Below are 15,533 nucleotides of genomic sequence, written 5' to 3' on the forward strand. Positions count from 1 at the left end.
TCGCTCGGCACGCTCGCCCCTTTGCGCAGCGGATATGCGATAAGGGTGTCCGCCGATCGAGTTTCAACGACGAGGCTCCGTAGTCCGGCCCGACCCGCGCGGATATCGGACGTCCAGTTCCCGCCTGTTGCCCGTGTGATCAGGCGAAAGGGCGCTAGCCTCTTTCGTATGGGGCGTTTCGGTGGATTCCTGGCGGGAATCGCGGCAGTTTCGCTGGTGGCGTGCAATGTGTTCGCCGCAAGCGCCGTGGCCGCGCCCGGCGAGCAGGTGCGGTGCGCGGTCAGCTCGGGACGCGATCTGGAGCGGGCGGCGCCGGAACAGGTCGGTCTGGATTCCGTGAAACTCCAGGACGCACTGACCTTCGCGTCCGGTCGAAACCGGTTCAACGTGCAGGTGTTCCGGCACAACTGCCTCATCGGCGAGGGACCGACGAACGACCAGACCGGCAACGTGGCCTGGAACATCTGGAGTTCGACGAAGAGCGTCGTCTCCTTGCTCGCCGGAATCGCCTGGGACCAAGGAAAACTCGATCTCCGAGCACCGATCGACCGCTATCTGCCCGCGGGGCTCGGCGATGCGGCGCACCGGTCGATCACCGTCGAGAACCTGCTCACCGAGACCTCGGGCATGCGGGTCGGCGTGCTGACCGAGGGCGTCACCGGTGTGATCCCGGTCGATCCGGACAGCGCGGTGCAAGCGCTCGGCGTGCCGCTGGACAATCCGCCGGGCACCGTCTTCACCTACAGTCAGCGCAATGTCGACCTGCTGGCCTACGTGCTGGAGCTGGCCGTCGGCGAGCCTCTGCAACGGTTCGCGCAGCGCGAGTTGTTCGATCCGCTCGGCATTCTCCGCAGCGATTACTACTGGGCGCGCGACCGCTCCGGGCACACCTACGGCTACGCGCACCTGATGATCCCACCGAACGACTTCGCGAAACTCGGCCTGCTGGTCGGCAACGACGGGCGCTGGGGCGCGCAGCGGATCGTCTCCACCGACTACTTGACCATGGCACGCACGCCGTCGCCCACGAACGCGTGCTACGGCTACCTGTTCTGGCTCGGCAGCGGTTGCGCCGAGATCGCCGACTTCCTGCCCGGTGACGTGTACGCGATGGCCGGGCTCGGCTTGCAGAACGTTTTCGTCATTCCGAGCCTCGATCTCACGGTGGTGTGGACCGGCGTCTTCGGAAACGTCAGCAGCCAGGGCGTGTCGGGCGTCGTACAAAACACCCAGGAACTGCCCTACGAGTTCTTCCGTAAGGTGTTCGACGCGTTCGACGACCGGCCGGTGCCCGACCCCGGGCCGTACGTCGAGCCGCCGCTGCGGCTGGACCCCCGCCGCTTCGTCGACACGGACATCCTGATCGCAGTGTTCGGGCTCGGTCCCGCCGCCTATCCGGGCTGCAATGTCTTCGCTTGCATGAATCACTCGCTGGACCCGCCGTTCGCGGACACCCCTCCGGGGTGCGCCATCCTGGTCTGTCTCGGACCCGACCCGCGCACCCCGGGCATCCGCTGAGCGGCGCGGTGGACTACCGGGCCGCGGACAAATCCGTGACCCAGCCGTGCACGTTGTCGGTACGCAGTGCCGCGTAGTGGCGTTTGCGCAGCCCCTGGGAGATCGGACCGGGCACGCCGTTCGCCACGACGCGGCCGTCCACCTCGACGACCGGCGCAGCGCCTGCCGACGTTCCGGTCACGAAAACCTCATCGGCGATGTACAACTCGGTGAGATCGACGGTGCGTTCGACCACCGGAATGCCGTCCTCGGCCGCCAAGGTGAGTACGGTCCTGCGGTTGATGCCGTCGAGGATGTCGCAGGAGACATCGGGGGTGATCAGTGTGCCGTTGCGGACCAGGAAGATATTGGCCGCGCTGAGTTCGCAGACGTGCCCGTTGCCATCGAGGAAGACACAGTCGTCGTAACCGCTGTCGATCGCGTCCTGCTTGGCAAGCACGGAATTCACATACGCCCCGTTGACTTTCGCGCGGGAGGGAATCGCGTTGTCCGGAATGCGCCGCCACGGACTCGACTTCAGGCGCATGCCGTCCTGCGGGACGATGGGCACCGCGTCGTAGACGAACATGCTGACCTGAATCGCGCAGCCCCGCACCCGGGTGCCCGGAATGGACTCGACCACATGCACCGTCGCCCGGACGAAAACGTCCTCGCGCGGAGCGTTCACCGCGATCAGTTCCACGACGGTCGCACGGAACCGCTCGAAATCCCACTCCGCCGCGAACCGATCGATTCCGATGATCTTGCAGGACTCCTCGAGCCGGCGGAAATGGTCGTCCAGGCGGAATGCCGTACGCGCTGCTCCATCCACATGCACCGGGAAAACGGTGTAGACGCTGAGTCCGTACAACACCGCCGACGATGCGACGCCCACCGTGGCGGCATCGGCCGCGACGATCCGGTCGCCGAGATACACATGAGGATGAGGGTTCGCCATCGGCGCAGGCTAACAGCCGCGCCGTGCGCCGAGCGAGGCCTTTTCGGCGGGCAGACCGAGGTCAGTCGCACTCATCCGACAACTGCAGGGTCCCGCAAGAGCGACGTTCGGAGCCAACGCCTCATTCACCGGTTCGCGGAGCGGGCGAAGCGGGTGGTGTCCATGTAGTCGCGGAAGAGCACGACCTCGCCGTCGCGGACATGGACGACGTTGACGGACGTGCGAACTCGAGCGCGGCCGGATCCAGGGACGGTCATGTCGACCTCGTTCTCCACGAGCAGCACCTCGGGGTCGGTGGTCTCGTAGACCTGGGGATGGATGGCGTGCACTTCGATTCCGGAAAGTCCCGACCACCGCTGCGCCAAGTGCTCGCGAATCGCCTCGCGGCCTTCCAAGCGGGCCGGGAGCCCGGGAACGGTGAACGGAATCTCGAAGATGGCGTCGGGCGCGAACCGCGCGACGAACGCCGCCGCGTCGCGGGAGCGTAGCTCACCGAACAGCCGCTCGACCAGCTCACGCGGGCTTTCGACGGACGAGTCGAGAGTCATCACACACCTCCGAATAAGCGGAACGAACGACCCGCTTATCATCCGGAACGATCGCCCCGCTTGTCAACAGTAAACTCGTCCCTCATGACCGAGCCCGAGCGCCGACCGCTGCGCGCCGACGCCCGCCGCAACCGCGAGCGGGTGCTGGCAGCCGCGCAAGAAGCGTTCGCGGCGGAGGGGCTCGCGGTGCCGCTGGACGAGATCGCGCGGCGGGCCGGTGTCGGCGCGGGCACCGTCTACCGGCACTTTCCGACCAAGGAGGCGCTGTTCGAGGCGGCGATCGTGGATCGAGTCGACCGGATCATCGCCTCGGCCCGGGAACTGGCCGACGCCGCCGACCCGGTGCCCGCGTTCTTCGACTTCCTGGCCCGGCTCGTGGCGGAGGGCAGCGTCAAACGCGATCTCGCCGATGCGGTGGGCGGCGCGGATGCCCCGGCGTATCTGCGGCCGGTGCACGAACTGAACACGGTGATCGGCACGCTGCTCACCCGCGCGCAGGAGGCGGGCGGCGTACGTACCGACATCGATGTCGATGACCTGATGCGCCTGGTCAAGGGCGCGTTCCTCGCCACCCACGGCAGCACGGCCACGCCCGCGCAGCGCGACCGCGCCTTCGCCGTCGTCTTCGACGGACTGCGCGCCCGCTGATCGGTTCCGGAAACGACGAACGGGCCGCGGAAAGTCCGCGGCCCGTTCGATCGATCCGTCTCAGCGGTCGCCGATCAGCACCTCGGCGATCTGAATGGTGTTGAGGGCAGCGCCTTTACGCAGATTGTCACCGGAGATGAACAACGCGAGCCCGCGGCCGTCCGGAACGCCCGGGTCCTGGCGGATGCGACCGACGAGCGACTCGTCGATGCCCGCCGCGGCCAGCGGGGTCGGCACGTCGACCAGCTTCACGCCGGGCGCCTTGGCCAGGATCTCCTTCGCGTGCTCGACCGAGAGCGGCTCGGCGAATTCGGCGTTCACCGAGAGCGAGTGGCCGGTGAAGACCGGCACGCGAACGCAGGTGCCGCTCACGGCCAGATCCGGGATGCCGAGGATCTTGCGGCTCTCGTTGCGCAGCTTCTGATCCTCGTCCGTCTCGCCGGAGCCGTCGTCGACCAGCGAACCCGCCAGCGGGAGCACGTTGAACGCGATCGGGGCGACGTACTTGTTCGGGGCGGGGAAGTCCACGGCGCGGCCGTCGTGGGTCAGCTTCTCGGCGTCGCCGATCACCGCGCGGGCCTGGCTCGCCAGCTCTTCGACACCGGCCAGGCCGCTGCCGGAGACGGCCTGGTAGCTGGACACGATCAGACGGCGCAGACCGGCGATGTCGTGCAGCGGCTTGAGCACCGGCATGGCCGCCATCGTGGTGCAGTTCGGATTGGCGATGATGCCCTTGACCAGGTTGCGCGTCTGCTCCGGGTTGACCTCGCTGACCACCAGCGGGACCTCGGGGTCCTTGCGCCACGCCGAGGAATTGTCGATCACCGTGACGCCCGCCGCGGCGAAACGCGGCGCCTGCACGCGGGACATGGTGGCGCCCGCCGAGAACAGCGCGATGTCCAAACCGGACGGATCCGCGGTCTCGGTGTCCTCGACCACGATCTCGCGACCGCGCCAGGGCAGCGTCTTGCCCGCCGAACGGGCGGAGGCGAAGAACCGCAGCTCGTCGGCCGGGAAGTCGCGCTCGTCCAGCAGTTTCCGCATGACGGCGCCGACCTGCCCGGTCGCGCCGACGACTCCTACTCGAACTCCCATGACCTATCGCCCCGTTCCCGCGTGGACCACCGCGACCTCGTCGCCGCCCAGATCGAAGGCCCTGTGCAGCACCTGCACGGCCTCGTCCAGTTCGGTGTCCTTGACCAGCACGGAGATCCGGATCTCCGAGGTGGAGATCAGGTCGATGTTCACCCCCGCCTCGGCCAGCGCCTCGCAGAAGGTGGCGGTGACGCCCGGGTGGCTCTTCATGCCCGCGCCTACCAGCGACACCTTGCCGATGTGATCGTCGTAGAGCACCTGGGAGAAGCCGATCTCGGCCTGGCGCTTGGTCAGCATCTCGACCGCGCGGGCGCCCTCGGACTTCGGCAGCGTGAACGTGATGTCGGTCTTGCCGGTCTCGATCTTCGAGATGTTCTGCAGGACCATGTCGATGTTGATCTCCGAGTCGGCGACGGCGCGGAACACCTTGGCGGCGTAGCCCGGTTCGTCCGGCAGCCCGACCACGGTCACCTTGGCCTCGCTGCGGTCGTGCGCGACGCCGGTGAGGATTGCTTGCTCCAAGGGGATGTCCTCCATCGATCCGTAAACGTAGGTGCCCTGCTTGTCGGTGTAGGACGAGCGCACATGCACGGGCACGTTGTAGCGGCGGGCGTATTCGACGCAGCGCAGCATCAGCACCTTTGCCCCGCAGGCCGCCAGTTCCAGCATCTCCTCGTAGGAGACCTGCTCGAGCCGCTGCGCGTCGGGCACGATCCGCGGATCGGCGGTGAAGACGCCGTCCACGTCGGTGTAGATCTCGCACACATCGGCCTGCAGCGCGGCCGCCAGCGCGACGGCCGTGGTGTCCGAGCCGCCGCGACCCAGCGTGGTGACGTCCCTGCTGTCCTGGCTCACGCCCTGGAAGCCCGCGACCAGGACGACGAGGCCCTCGTCCAGTGCGGCGCGGACGCGACCGGGGGTCACATCGATGATCTTCGCGTTGCCGTGGGCGCCGGTGGTGATCACACCCGCCTGCGAACCGGTGAACGAGCGGGCCTCGGCACCGAGGGAGTGGATGGCCATGGCGACCAGCGCGTTGGAGATGCGCTCACCGGAAGTGAGCAGCATGTCCATCTCGCGGGCGGGCGGCGACGGCGCCACCTGCTGCGCGAGATCGAGCAGCTCGTCGGTGGTGTCACCCATGGCGGAGCAGACGACCACCACATCGTGGCCCTGCTTCTTGGTCTCCACGATCCGTTCAGCGACGCGCCGGATACGCTCGGCGGTCGCCACCGAGGATCCTCCGTACTTCTGAACCACGAGAGCCACGACAGGGTCCTCCAAGATCGACAACAAACTGGTAACAGTCATTCAGGGTACCGGCCGAGGCCAGCGGTTTTGCCGCTACCTACCCGGCTTGTGGAAAAGCCCACAGCCGCATCCCATCCCGATAGCACCGCGAAGGCCGCGACGGATGAGGGACGATGTGCACATGAAGAGCACACTGCTCGAGGTGCGAACAGGCCACAGTGAAGTGGTACAGGACATCACGCCGCAGTGCGCGACTTTCGCGCGTTCAGCCGGCGGTGACGGGCTGCTGCACGTCTTCGTGCCGCACGCCACCGCGGGGATCGCGGTCATGGAACTCGGCGCGCGCAGCGACGACGATCTGCTGGCCGCGCTGCGCGATCTGCTGCCCGCCGACGACCGGTGGCGGCACGCGCACGGCTCGCGCGGACACGGACGCTCCCACGTCGTGCCCGCCCTGATCGCGCCGTACGCGACCGTTCCGGTGATCGGCGGGAAGCTCGCCCTCGGCACCTGGCAATCGATCGCGCTGGTCGATCTCAATGTCGACAACCCGGACCGGCAGGTGCGACTGTCGTTCCTCACCGACGCGAGCTGACCCGGGTCTCTCCGGGCGGAGCGCAGGCGGCAACGGGCAGATCGCTCCCGACTCGACCACCGAGCCGGCCGCGTCCCCGAGGCCGGGCGCAGGCTCAGGCCCGGGTGAACCAGCTGACCTGGACACCGTCGCCGATGGCCTTGCGCTCGGTCGGCCGGAACAGCGTCGGACGAAACTCGCCCGCGAAGCCGGGTACCCCGGTGCCCGCGACGACCGGATAGCTCTTGATCACCAGCTCATCGATCTCCTCCAGCAGCGCGGCGGCGAGCAGGCCGCCACCCGCCAGCCAGATGTCCTTACCGTCCTGCCGCTTCAGTTCGCGGACCAGCCCCACCGGGTCGTGCTCGACCAGTTCTACCGCCGGGTCCTCGATTCGGCCGAGCGTGCTGGACACCACGTACTGCTTCATGTGGGCGTACGGGCTGGTCACGTCGATGGCCAGCGCGGGATCGTAGGTACCGCGCCCCATGACGAGAGTGTCGAACTTCTGATTGGGCGCGTCCACGGGGAGTCCGATATGCGGCCGCGCGTGGGTGGGCAGCGTCTCGGGATACTCCGCGCGCAGCCACTCCCACATCTCATCGCCCACCGGGAAGAAGTCGATCTCACCGTTCGGCCCCGCGATGTAGCCGTCGAGGGAGAGGCCGACGAAATAGACGAGTTTTCGCATGAAGCACCTTTCGGAGGGAAGATCGGGAACTCAGGCCCGCGTGAACCAGGTGACCTGCGCACCGTTGTCGAACTCTTTGCGTTGTACCGGGGCGAACAAAGTGGGACGGAACGCGCGGGAGAACGCGGATATTCCGCCGCCCGCGACCACCGGGTAACTCTTGATGATCATCTCGTCCAGCTCGCCCAGCAGTTGGGCGGCGAGTTCGCCACCGCCGACCAGCCAGATGTCCCCGCCTTCGGCTTGCTTCAGCTCCCGCACCAGGCCGAGCGGGTCGCGTTCGACCAGTTCGACGGCCGGATCGTCGATGCGCCCGAGCGTGCTGGACACCACGTACTGCTTCAGGTGCGCATACGGGCTGGTCACGCCTTCGGACAGGGCCGGTTCGTAGCTGCGGCGGCCCATCACGGCGGTGTCGCACCGCTTGTTCGGTTCGTCCACCGCCATCCCCACGAGCGGACGCAAGTGACTCGGCACGAATTCCGGATACCGGCCGTTGAGCCACGCGGTCATTTCGGCGTCGGACGGATAGAAGTCGAACTCCCCCGCCGGGCCCGCGATGTAGCCGTCCAGCGACACAGCCACGTAGTAGACCAGCTTTCGCATACCAGCACCTCACTTGTAGTACTCTGCATGTAGTGATTGGAAGATAGTACTACGAATGGAGTGGTGTCAAGTGCGGACCAATCCGGAGCGACGACAGACGCTGGTCGATGCCGCGATCGAGGTCTTGGCGCGCGATGGGGCGCGCGGACTGACCTTCCGCGCGGTGGACAAGGAGGCCGGGGTACCCGCGGGCACGGCGTCGAACTACTTCGCCAACCGCGACGACCTGCTCACCCAGGCGGGCCGACGGTTCTACGAGCGGCTACAGCCGAGCGAAGCCACGATGACCCAACTGACCGACGGGCCGAAGACCCGCGCCAATATCGTCGAGCTGATGACGGAGACGGTCGAACGCATCGAGGCGTTCCGCACCGGCTACCTCGCGCTGCTCGAATTGCGCCTGGAGGCGACCCGGCGGCCGGAATTACGCGCGGTGCTGACCGAGCGGGTGCGCGAGGACATCGACTACAACGTGCGCAACCATTTGGCGGCGGGGCTGCCCGGTGACGAGAAGTCGGTGCTGTTGCTCTACCTCGCACTGAACTGGCTGATCGTCGACCGGATGACGCTGCCCGACGTGTTCACCGAGGAGCAGAGCCGGGCATTGATCGAAGCCGCGGTCGAGCGCGTGATCAGTGCGGACGACTGAATCGGATCCGCTGCCTTCGCCCGAGTGGTTGTGACGCGCACCACTGGCGTTCGATAATGGGGCGATGATCGCACATGTAGGAGATCGACTCTGCGTGCACGGACACGTGGTGGGAGAAGTGGATCACCTGGCCGAGATCATCGAGGTCCGCGGGCCGGAGGGGACGCCGCCCTACGTGGTGCGCTTCTCCGACGGTCACGAGTCGCTGGTGTATCCAGGGCCCGACGCGATCGTCGAGCCCGCCACATCGGAATGAACGCCGCGCCGGATCGCGCGCCGGGCGGCCTCGCCCGCGCTCGGTCCGGTGCTCGCCGACGGGAGACGCCGCTCGCCGCGCCGGTCAGGCGCGGCGTTTGGCGTAGCGGGTCAGCGCGAAGGCCAGCACCCCCGCGATCAGCACCTTGCCCGCCGTCTCGATGATCGCGTTGACATCCACGGCCGGATGCCAGGTCAATCGCCCGTCGCGGAGCACATAGGCGCCGACGGGCTTGGCGCCTACTCCGAACGCCGCCCCTTCCCCGGCACCCTCCCCGTCCGGACTGTTCCCGCCGCCTCCGCCGCCGCCACCACCGCCGCCGACCGAGGCGGCGGGAATGACTATCGCCCCACCGGCTTCGTAGGGGTCCCCGTAGACCCGGCGCACCGTGATCGCGTCCCGCGCCTGCGCCAGCAGTTCGGCGTATTTCATGACATCCTCCCGCCCGACCGACGGCGCCGCGGACCGGCGCCCATTCGGATCCGATCGTAGGCGCGCGAACCTGCGGCCGACCCCATCCTTCCGTCCGGAAGTTGTTCCATCGGTAGCCGATCGCCGATCTCGACCTGATAACGGCACGTTATCCGGTTAGCCGAGATGTGGTCTCGCACAGTCAGGTTGACGAACCGGACAAATCGCGGAGACAATCGGCCGACTTGTCCAACCGGGGGTCGGAGGTATGCCATGCGCACCAAAACGGATATCCGATTCTTCGTCGATACCGATCCCGAACAGGTCATGGATGCCCTGACAGCCGTCGAATCGCTTCCGGAATGGTCGTCCTCCTACAGCGACGTGCGGGTCGCCACCCGCGACGCCCGGCGCAGGCCGCGGCGCGTCTTCCTCAAGGCGGAACTGCTCGGCAGCTCGGATCTGCAAGTGCTCGAATATGATTGGACCGACGACCGGTCCTCCTGGGTTGTCGCCGACAGCACCCGGGGCGTCCGGGGTGGCGGCTTTTTCGAAGTGTCCGACAGCGTCGACGGCACGCACGTCTGGTACCACGTCGAGCTCTATCTGCCCCTCCCTGTTCCCGGATTTCTGCTGAAACGCACTTTCCGCAAGGCCAATGAAGTGGTCGCGGAGTGTTTCATCGATTTCGCCGAGCGGTTCCCCGAAACGGAGACCTATCAACCCGTGTAGCCGCGCTGCGCTCTGCGCGAAATCGGCGGGCGGGCGCGGCAGCGAACCGGCGCCGAACCGATCGGGGTGCGACGATGAGCGGCATGATCGGTTCCAAACGAGTGCGGTTCCAGCCGATGGCCGAAGACGCCTCGGTGACCCAGCTCGAGCTGTTCTTCGACCTGGTGCTCGTCTTCGCGTTCACCATGGTCACCGGCTTGATCGCGGACGACACCAGCGCGAAGAACGCGCTGCGCGCGGCGCTGGTGCTCGCGGTGATGTGGTGGCTGTGGATCGCCTACTCCTGGCTCGGCAATGTGGTCCGCGCCGACGAGGGCCTCGCACGGGTGGCGATGTTCGCGGCCATGGGCGGCGCGTTCCTCGCCGCGCTCACCATCCCGGAGGCGTTCGACGACAAGACCGGCGGATGGTTCGGGCCGCTGGTCTTCGCCGTCGCCTACCTGGTGGTGCGATTGGTGCACCTCGGGATGTTCTGGCTGGCCAGTGCCGATGATCCGCAATTGCGCGGCCAGTTGCTGCGCTGGGCGCTCGGTTCGATCACCCTCGGCACCACGCTGCTGGTCGTCGCCGCGCTGACCACCGGCCGGGTGCAGATCGCGCTGTGGATCGCCGCGATCGCGGGCGACTACCTGTGGACGTTGTTCGCAGGCACCGATTGGCGGTTGAATTCGGCCAGGCATTTCGTCGAGCGCTACGGGCTGATCGTCATCGTCGCGCTCGGGGAATCGATCGTCTCGATCGGCATCGGGGTGGCCGGCCTGCCGATCTCTTGGCCGATCGCTCTCGGCTCGCTACTCGGCCTGGCCATTTCCGGTCTGCTGTGGTGGGCGTACTTCGACGTCGCCGCTCTGGCGGTGGAGCACGAACTCGTCCACGCCGAGGGCAGGCGGCAGATCAAGATCGCGCAAGGTTCCTACACCTTCTGGCATTTCCCGATGATCGTCGGGATCATCGCGCTGTCACTGGGGCTGAAGAAAGTTCTCTACTACGTCGGGGATTCCTCGCACCACACCCTGAAGGACGCGCTGTACGGCATCCCGCTGTACGCGCTCTACGGCGGCGTCGTTTTGTATCTGATCGCGCTGGTGGGGTTCAAGCACTTCGCCACCGGCACCGTCACGATGCCCCGCGTAGTCGCCGTGGCCGTGCTGCTGGCGCTCATCCCGTTGGCCTGCGCTCTGCCCGCGCTGGCGTCGCTGGCCCTGCTGTGTGTCGTCCTGATCGCGCTGATCACTTGGGAGACCGTGCGTTTGGCACAGCCGCGGGACGCGATCAGGCACGCGGTGCCCGAGTGACGCGATGCCGCACGCAGTCCTCGTCGGGTGTCGGTCCGTACGCGGACGGCGGCACCCGCACACCGTCGCGGACCGCGTCGCGGATCTGATCGATGTTCTCCCGCAGCACGTCCGCGACGAGTTCGTCGGTGCGCGGATCCTCCAGCACCTGGAACACGATGCGGAAGGTGGTGTCGGCGATCAGCCGGATGATCTCGTCGTGGAACGGGATGTAGCGCACCCGGCCCGCCTGCGGGTCCTTCTTGATCAGCTCGAGGATCATCTCGTCCAGTTCGGCGCGGTTCTCCTCGAGAGCGGCCGCGATGTTGCGGGTGTAGTGGCCGGTGCGCAGCACCTGCGCCACCTCGTCCATCACCGCGATCGTCATCGGACGGCGGATGGTGTCGACGATGGTCGCCACGAACCGGTTCACCACCGCGGCCGTCACCCGGTCGCCGAACAGGCGATCGGCCACCCGGGCGAGCCGGACGACGATCACCACGATCCGCAACAGCCGGAAGCCGCGGAAGAACAGGCTGGTCACCGGGATCATGCCGAGGACCTCGTACCAGTACACGAGCGGGAAGGTCCACGGCCAGCCCGCGCGGCGCCAGCGCCACAGGAACTCGAGCGCGAACACCGCGCACAAGGACCAGTCGGCGACCACGACCGCGTGGTAGGTGTGCCCTGAGACCGGGAAGAAGGTGATCCACGCGACCAGCGCCACAGACACGACGGCCAGCGCGAGCATCACGAAATCGGTCCACAGCATCGGCGGCTTGCGCGGATAGTCCTGCGGCTGCGGCGATTCCCGCAGCCCGTATCGATCGGCGGAAGAACTCTCGATGCCCGAGCTGGAAGCGGGAGCGGACACTGCGAATCCCTTCGACGCCGAACGGTGCCGCCGACATTAGTACGCCGAAAGCATGCTCGGCACGGTTGGCGATACTCCTGGAAGCAGCACCCGGACGGACGCTCCGCCCGGATGCCGCGTGCTCAGCGACCGGCGCGAACGATCGCCTCGATATTGCGTTCGGCCAGCGCGGCGATGGTGAGCGACGGATTGACCGTCCCCGTGCTGCCCGGGATCGCCGCGCCGTCCATCACGTAGAGGCCGGGATGACCGTGCACGCGGCCGTAGCCGTCGGTGGCCCGCCCCAGCACCGCTCCGCCGAGCGGATGCGCGGTGAACAGCGCGTTCGCGTCGTAGCCGAGTGCGCTGTACTCGACGAGGGCGTCCGCTCGTTCGGCGATCCGGTGGTCGACCGCCCTGGCCGCCGCCACGGTGTCCTCCCGGTTCTCGGCCGACCAGCTCAGCCCGACCCGGTTCGCGGCCCGGTCGTAGCCGAACCGGGTACGGGTCGGGTCGAGCACCATGCCGAGCGAGGCCAGCGCGCCGGTCTCGAACGGGATCCCGGGGATGTACCAGCTCTCCAGGGTCAGCGGTACGCCGGATTCGTCGAAGATACGGCTCGCGCTCGGCACGCCTTGGCCGTGACCGGCGAGCGCGCTGGCTCCGCGGGCGAGCACCACATCACCGTTGGTGCCCCAGCCGTCGCCGACGTGTTCGTTCAGGTTCGGCAGCGCGCCGGTGGCCTGGGCGCGGACCAGCAGTTCGGAGGTGCCGATCGATCCGGCGCCGAGGAAGAGCCGATCGCAGGTGAGGGTGCGGGTGGACAGCACCTCACCGGTCGGCGACAGCTTCGTCACGGTGACCGCGTAGCGGCCGCCGGATTCCTGCGCGATGGCGTCCACCCGATGGCCGGGGAAGACCCCGCACCGTCCGGTGCCCTGCGCGTAGGCCAAGTAGTTCTGGTTCAGGTCGAACTTGGCGCCGTTGGAGTTGCCCAGGTTGCTCCTGGCCGCCGTGGCCGAAGGCTTCGCGCCACCCGCGAGTTCGGCGCGCAGGATGTCCCAGTTGAAGATCGAGTCGTTCGCCTGCGGCTGGTAGCCGGCTTTGCGCACCTGGTCGTCCCAGGCACGGGAATGCGTGAACGGCGAGGAGTTGTAGATGTCCGCGGGCATCGGGCTCAGCCGCAGCATGTCCCGCACGCGCGGGTAGTAGACGCGCTCCATCTCGCCGTAATCGACGGTGCCACCGAAGACGTGGTCGAAGAAGCGGCGCTGCGGGGCGATCATGGCCCCGCTGAAGATCACCGAGCCGCCGCCGACCGCCGCCGCGCGCCAGACGTCGATGCCCGGATACTCGGTGCAGTCCAGCACGCCGCCGAAACTGGCGAAATGCATCGGCACCTTGGTGACGCCGGTGAACTGGGTGCGGTGCCAGAAGCCGCGGCCGTCGGGCAGGTCGTCGCCGGTGAAGATCTCCCGCCACGGGTCGTTCGGCCAGCGCGAACCGCGTTCCAGCACGGTGGTGACGATCCCGGCCTCGGCCAGGCGCAACGCGGTCACGGCGGCGCCGAAGCCCGAGCCGATGACGATCGCCGGCGAGTGCTCCGCCGGGTCGGGAATCGGAGCGAAGATCTCCGGAACCCAGGCGCGGAACAAGGATTCCCACATCGGGTCGGCGGACGCCGTGCTCGTCCCCGTCATGGTCCCCACAGCACCGAGCAGGGCGGCGGTGCCCGCCGCCTTGAACAAGGCACGTCTACGCACCGGTCACCTTCCATCATCAGGCTTAGCGTGCGCAGATTACCGGTATTCCCGTTTTGTGAACAGATATCCGTTTTTGCTATCGGTCGAACGGCAGCTCATCGGGGCGACAGGTCGCTCCGGGTGCGGGTAGCTGTAGGTCGATGAGATAACGCTCGCGCAGCTTCCGGGTGCATTCGTTCAGCGGGGTGTGCCCGTACCCGTCCTCGACGACGACCAACCGCGCGTTCACCAATTCCTGCTGCGCGCGCCGCGCGCCGCTGAGCGGAGTGGCCGGGTCGAATCGGTTGGCGACCAACACGGCCGGGGTGTCCGATCGCAGGATCCACGGCCCGGTATACCGCTGGGCATACCCCTCGGGCGGGGACGGCCAGAAGGCGCACGCGTGGAGCAACGACAACCAGAACGCGCCGTAGGTCGGGCTGACGCCGGCCAGATCTCTTGCCATGCCGGGCCATTGGCCGGGATCACGCGGAAAGCTGTTGTCCGCGCAGGAAATCGCGGTGAAAGAGTCGAGGAAATCGTCCGGTTGCGCGGTCGCCGACAGGATCTCGCCCACCGCGTCGGGGTTGCCCGCTGATCCGCGTTCCAGCTCGACGAGCAGTTCGGCCAGGGCGGGCCAGCCCCGTTCCGGGTCGTACAGCAACAGCGCGTGCGACGACAGCACCTCGGCATAGGTGACCGTCCGCGCCCGCTCTCCGGCCCCCACCACGAGGGGACCCTCGCGAAGACGTTGCAGCACAGCATCATTGCGGGTGCGGAGGTCTGCGGGGCGGACGGGAGCGCCCGCACCTCCGCTCACGACGGCGTCGCCATGACCGCCCGGCGCGGCGAAGGCGCAGCGCTCCCGTCCCGCGTCCGCGCACAGCCGCAGGAATTCACCGAGCACTTCTTCGGTTCCGGCCGCGCGGTTCTCGATGGCGCTTCGCGTGTCATTGGTGTACGCGTCCGGGTCGATCACCGACGCCAGGTGCAGCGCGCGCACCCGATCGCCGAACAGCGCGCCGTACACCTGGCCCAGGTAGCTCGCGTAGGAACCGCCTTCATAGGTCAGCTGCGGATCGCCGACGGCTCGGCGCAGCAGGTCCAGGTCGCGCGCCGCGTCCACGGTGGTCAGGTGGCCGAGCAGCGCGCCGCCGTGTGCCGCGCAACCGGCGGCCAGCTCACGGCTCGCCGTGTCGGCCGCACGCTCCTGCTCCGGATTCACCGGCGCCAACACCGCGCCGGACCAGAACCGGTGCTGCTGTCCGGTGTCCGCGAAGCACCGCACCTGTCCGCTGCGGCCGATCCCGCGCTGGTCGAAGGTGATCACGTCGAAGCGGCGCGCGAGCTCGCCGCCGAGCAGTTCCCCTTGCTCCGCCCAACGCAGCCCCGACCCACCGGGACCGCCGACGGCGGAGAACAGCGTGCCGATCCGCCGCTGTGGGTCGGTGGCCTGCTGACGCACTACCGCCAGCCCAAGGGTCGGTCCGTCCGGATGGGCGTAGTCCACCGGCACCTGCGCGGTCGCGCATTGGAACCTGTTCAGCTTCGGCTCCGCGCACGGCGCCCACTCGAGCAGCGGCGTCGGCGCCGCGTCGGCCTGCGCGGCCAGTTCCGCGACGGCCGACTCGTGTCGGCTCGGCGGTCCGCCGCAGCCGCTCACCGCGGGCAGTGCGGCGGCGAGCGCGGCGGCGATGACGATCTTCCAGCTAGGCACGGCACTCATCCTGTGCCCCGCGCGGGCGGGC

At 67.9% G+C, this 15,533-nt stretch carries 17 protein-coding genes; 7 read left to right on the plus strand and 10 right to left on the minus strand.

Going from position 1 to position 15,533, the window contains the following annotated elements:
* Window positions 1-168 precede the first annotated feature (168 nt).
* Entirely contained in the window at window positions 169-1,518 is a 1,350-nt protein-coding gene (locus ACZ6DL_RS33855; RefSeq protein WP_466057302.1) for a serine hydrolase domain-containing protein, read from the plus strand.
* A gap of 13 nt (window positions 1,519-1,531) precedes the next feature.
* On the opposite strand, the gene ACZ6DL_RS33860 is transcribed toward ACZ6DL_RS33855, so the two are convergent.
* Together ACZ6DL_RS33860 and ACZ6DL_RS33865 are read right to left on the minus strand one after the other, a co-directional pair.
* A complete protein-coding gene (locus tag ACZ6DL_RS33860; RefSeq protein WP_357043574.1) occupies window positions 1,532-2,455 on the minus strand; it encodes an aminotransferase class IV in 924 nt (307 codons plus the stop codon).
* A gap of 125 nt (window positions 2,456-2,580) precedes the next feature.
* A complete protein-coding gene (locus ACZ6DL_RS33865) occupies window positions 2,581-3,003 on the minus strand; it encodes a nuclear transport factor 2 family protein (RefSeq protein ID WP_466057305.1) in 423 nt (140 codons plus the stop codon).
* Between the two features lie 84 nt (window positions 3,004-3,087).
* Between ACZ6DL_RS33865 and ACZ6DL_RS33870 the strand changes: the two genes are divergently transcribed.
* Complete coding sequence (locus ACZ6DL_RS33870) at window positions 3,088-3,651, plus strand: TetR/AcrR family transcriptional regulator (RefSeq protein ID WP_466057307.1); 564 nt, start codon at window positions 3,088-3,090, stop codon at window positions 3,649-3,651.
* Window positions 3,652-3,711: 60 nt separating this feature from the next.
* Here ACZ6DL_RS33870 and ACZ6DL_RS33875 read toward each other — a convergent pair whose 3' ends face one another.
* Entirely contained in the window at window positions 3,712-4,746 is a 1,035-nt protein-coding gene (locus ACZ6DL_RS33875; protein ID WP_062972283.1) for an aspartate-semialdehyde dehydrogenase, read from the minus strand.
* A gap of 3 nt (window positions 4,747-4,749) precedes the next feature.
* Window positions 4,750-6,015: an aspartate kinase gene (locus ACZ6DL_RS33880; protein ID WP_466057309.1), complete on the minus strand. Its 1,266-nt coding sequence runs from the start codon at window positions 6,013-6,015 to the stop codon at window positions 4,750-4,752.
* 163 nt (window positions 6,016-6,178) lie between these two features.
* On the opposite strand from ACZ6DL_RS33880, the gene ACZ6DL_RS33885 reads away from it, so the two are divergent.
* Window positions 6,179-6,592, plus strand: coding sequence for a secondary thiamine-phosphate synthase enzyme YjbQ (locus tag ACZ6DL_RS33885; protein WP_466057311.1), 414 nt, complete (start codon window positions 6,179-6,181; stop codon window positions 6,590-6,592).
* A 94-nt stretch (window positions 6,593-6,686) separates the two neighbouring features.
* Here ACZ6DL_RS33885 and ACZ6DL_RS33890 read toward each other — a convergent pair whose 3' ends face one another.
* Window positions 6,687-7,262, minus strand: a complete 576-nt coding sequence (locus tag ACZ6DL_RS33890) for a dihydrofolate reductase family protein (protein WP_466057313.1) — start codon at window positions 7,260-7,262, stop codon at window positions 6,687-6,689.
* Between the two features lie 30 nt (window positions 7,263-7,292).
* Complete coding sequence (locus tag ACZ6DL_RS33895; RefSeq protein WP_466057315.1) at window positions 7,293-7,868, minus strand: dihydrofolate reductase family protein; 576 nt, start codon at window positions 7,866-7,868, stop codon at window positions 7,293-7,295.
* 55 nt (window positions 7,869-7,923) lie between these two features.
* On the opposite strand from ACZ6DL_RS33895, the gene ACZ6DL_RS33900 reads away from it, so the two are divergent.
* Together ACZ6DL_RS33900 and ACZ6DL_RS33905 are read left to right on the plus strand one after the other, a co-directional pair.
* Entirely contained in the window at window positions 7,924-8,517 is a 594-nt protein-coding gene (locus ACZ6DL_RS33900) for a TetR/AcrR family transcriptional regulator (protein WP_466057317.1), read from the plus strand.
* A 64-nt stretch (window positions 8,518-8,581) separates the two neighbouring features.
* Window positions 8,582-8,773 carry a DUF1918 domain-containing protein gene (locus ACZ6DL_RS33905; protein WP_040864432.1) on the plus strand — a complete coding sequence of 64 codons (192 nt, stop codon included), beginning with the start codon at window positions 8,582-8,584 and terminating at the stop codon, window positions 8,771-8,773.
* A gap of 84 nt (window positions 8,774-8,857) precedes the next feature.
* Here ACZ6DL_RS33905 and ACZ6DL_RS33910 read toward each other — a convergent pair whose 3' ends face one another.
* Window positions 8,858-9,205, minus strand: a complete 348-nt coding sequence (locus tag ACZ6DL_RS33910; RefSeq protein WP_466057319.1) for a sporulation protein — start codon at window positions 9,203-9,205, stop codon at window positions 8,858-8,860.
* Window positions 9,206-9,457: 252 nt separating this feature from the next.
* Here ACZ6DL_RS33910 and ACZ6DL_RS33915 point away from each other — a divergent pair, with 252 nt between their 5' ends.
* Both ACZ6DL_RS33915 and ACZ6DL_RS33920 read left to right on the plus strand, forming a co-directional pair.
* Window positions 9,458-9,916: an SRPBCC family protein gene (locus tag ACZ6DL_RS33915; protein ID WP_040864430.1), complete on the plus strand. Its 459-nt coding sequence runs from the start codon at window positions 9,458-9,460 to the stop codon at window positions 9,914-9,916.
* An 83-nt stretch (window positions 9,917-9,999) separates the two neighbouring features.
* Window positions 10,000-11,211, plus strand: coding sequence for a low temperature requirement protein A (locus ACZ6DL_RS33920; protein ID WP_466057322.1), 1,212 nt, complete (start codon window positions 10,000-10,002; stop codon window positions 11,209-11,211).
* On the opposite strand, the gene ACZ6DL_RS33925 is transcribed toward ACZ6DL_RS33920, so the two are convergent.
* From ACZ6DL_RS33925 to ACZ6DL_RS33935, 3 genes are all read right to left on the minus strand, one after another.
* Complete coding sequence (locus ACZ6DL_RS33925) at window positions 11,189-12,064, minus strand: ion transporter (RefSeq protein ID WP_466057324.1); 876 nt, start codon at window positions 12,062-12,064, stop codon at window positions 11,189-11,191. The two genes, ACZ6DL_RS33920 and ACZ6DL_RS33925, sit on opposite strands and share 23 nt — an antisense overlap.
* Before the next feature lie 122 nt (window positions 12,065-12,186).
* The gene (locus ACZ6DL_RS33930) at window positions 12,187-13,806 is read right to left on the minus strand and encodes a GMC oxidoreductase (RefSeq protein WP_466057326.1); all 1,620 of its coding nucleotides are present in this window, start codon (window positions 13,804-13,806) and stop codon (window positions 12,187-12,189) included.
* Between the two features lie 76 nt (window positions 13,807-13,882).
* Window positions 13,883-15,511 carry an alpha/beta hydrolase gene (locus ACZ6DL_RS33935; RefSeq protein ID WP_466057328.1) on the minus strand — a complete coding sequence of 543 codons (1,629 nt, stop codon included), beginning with the start codon at window positions 15,509-15,511 and terminating at the stop codon, window positions 13,883-13,885.
* Window positions 15,512-15,533: the final 22 nt, after the last annotated feature.

The organism is Nocardia sp. NPDC041819, assembly GCF_055590505.1.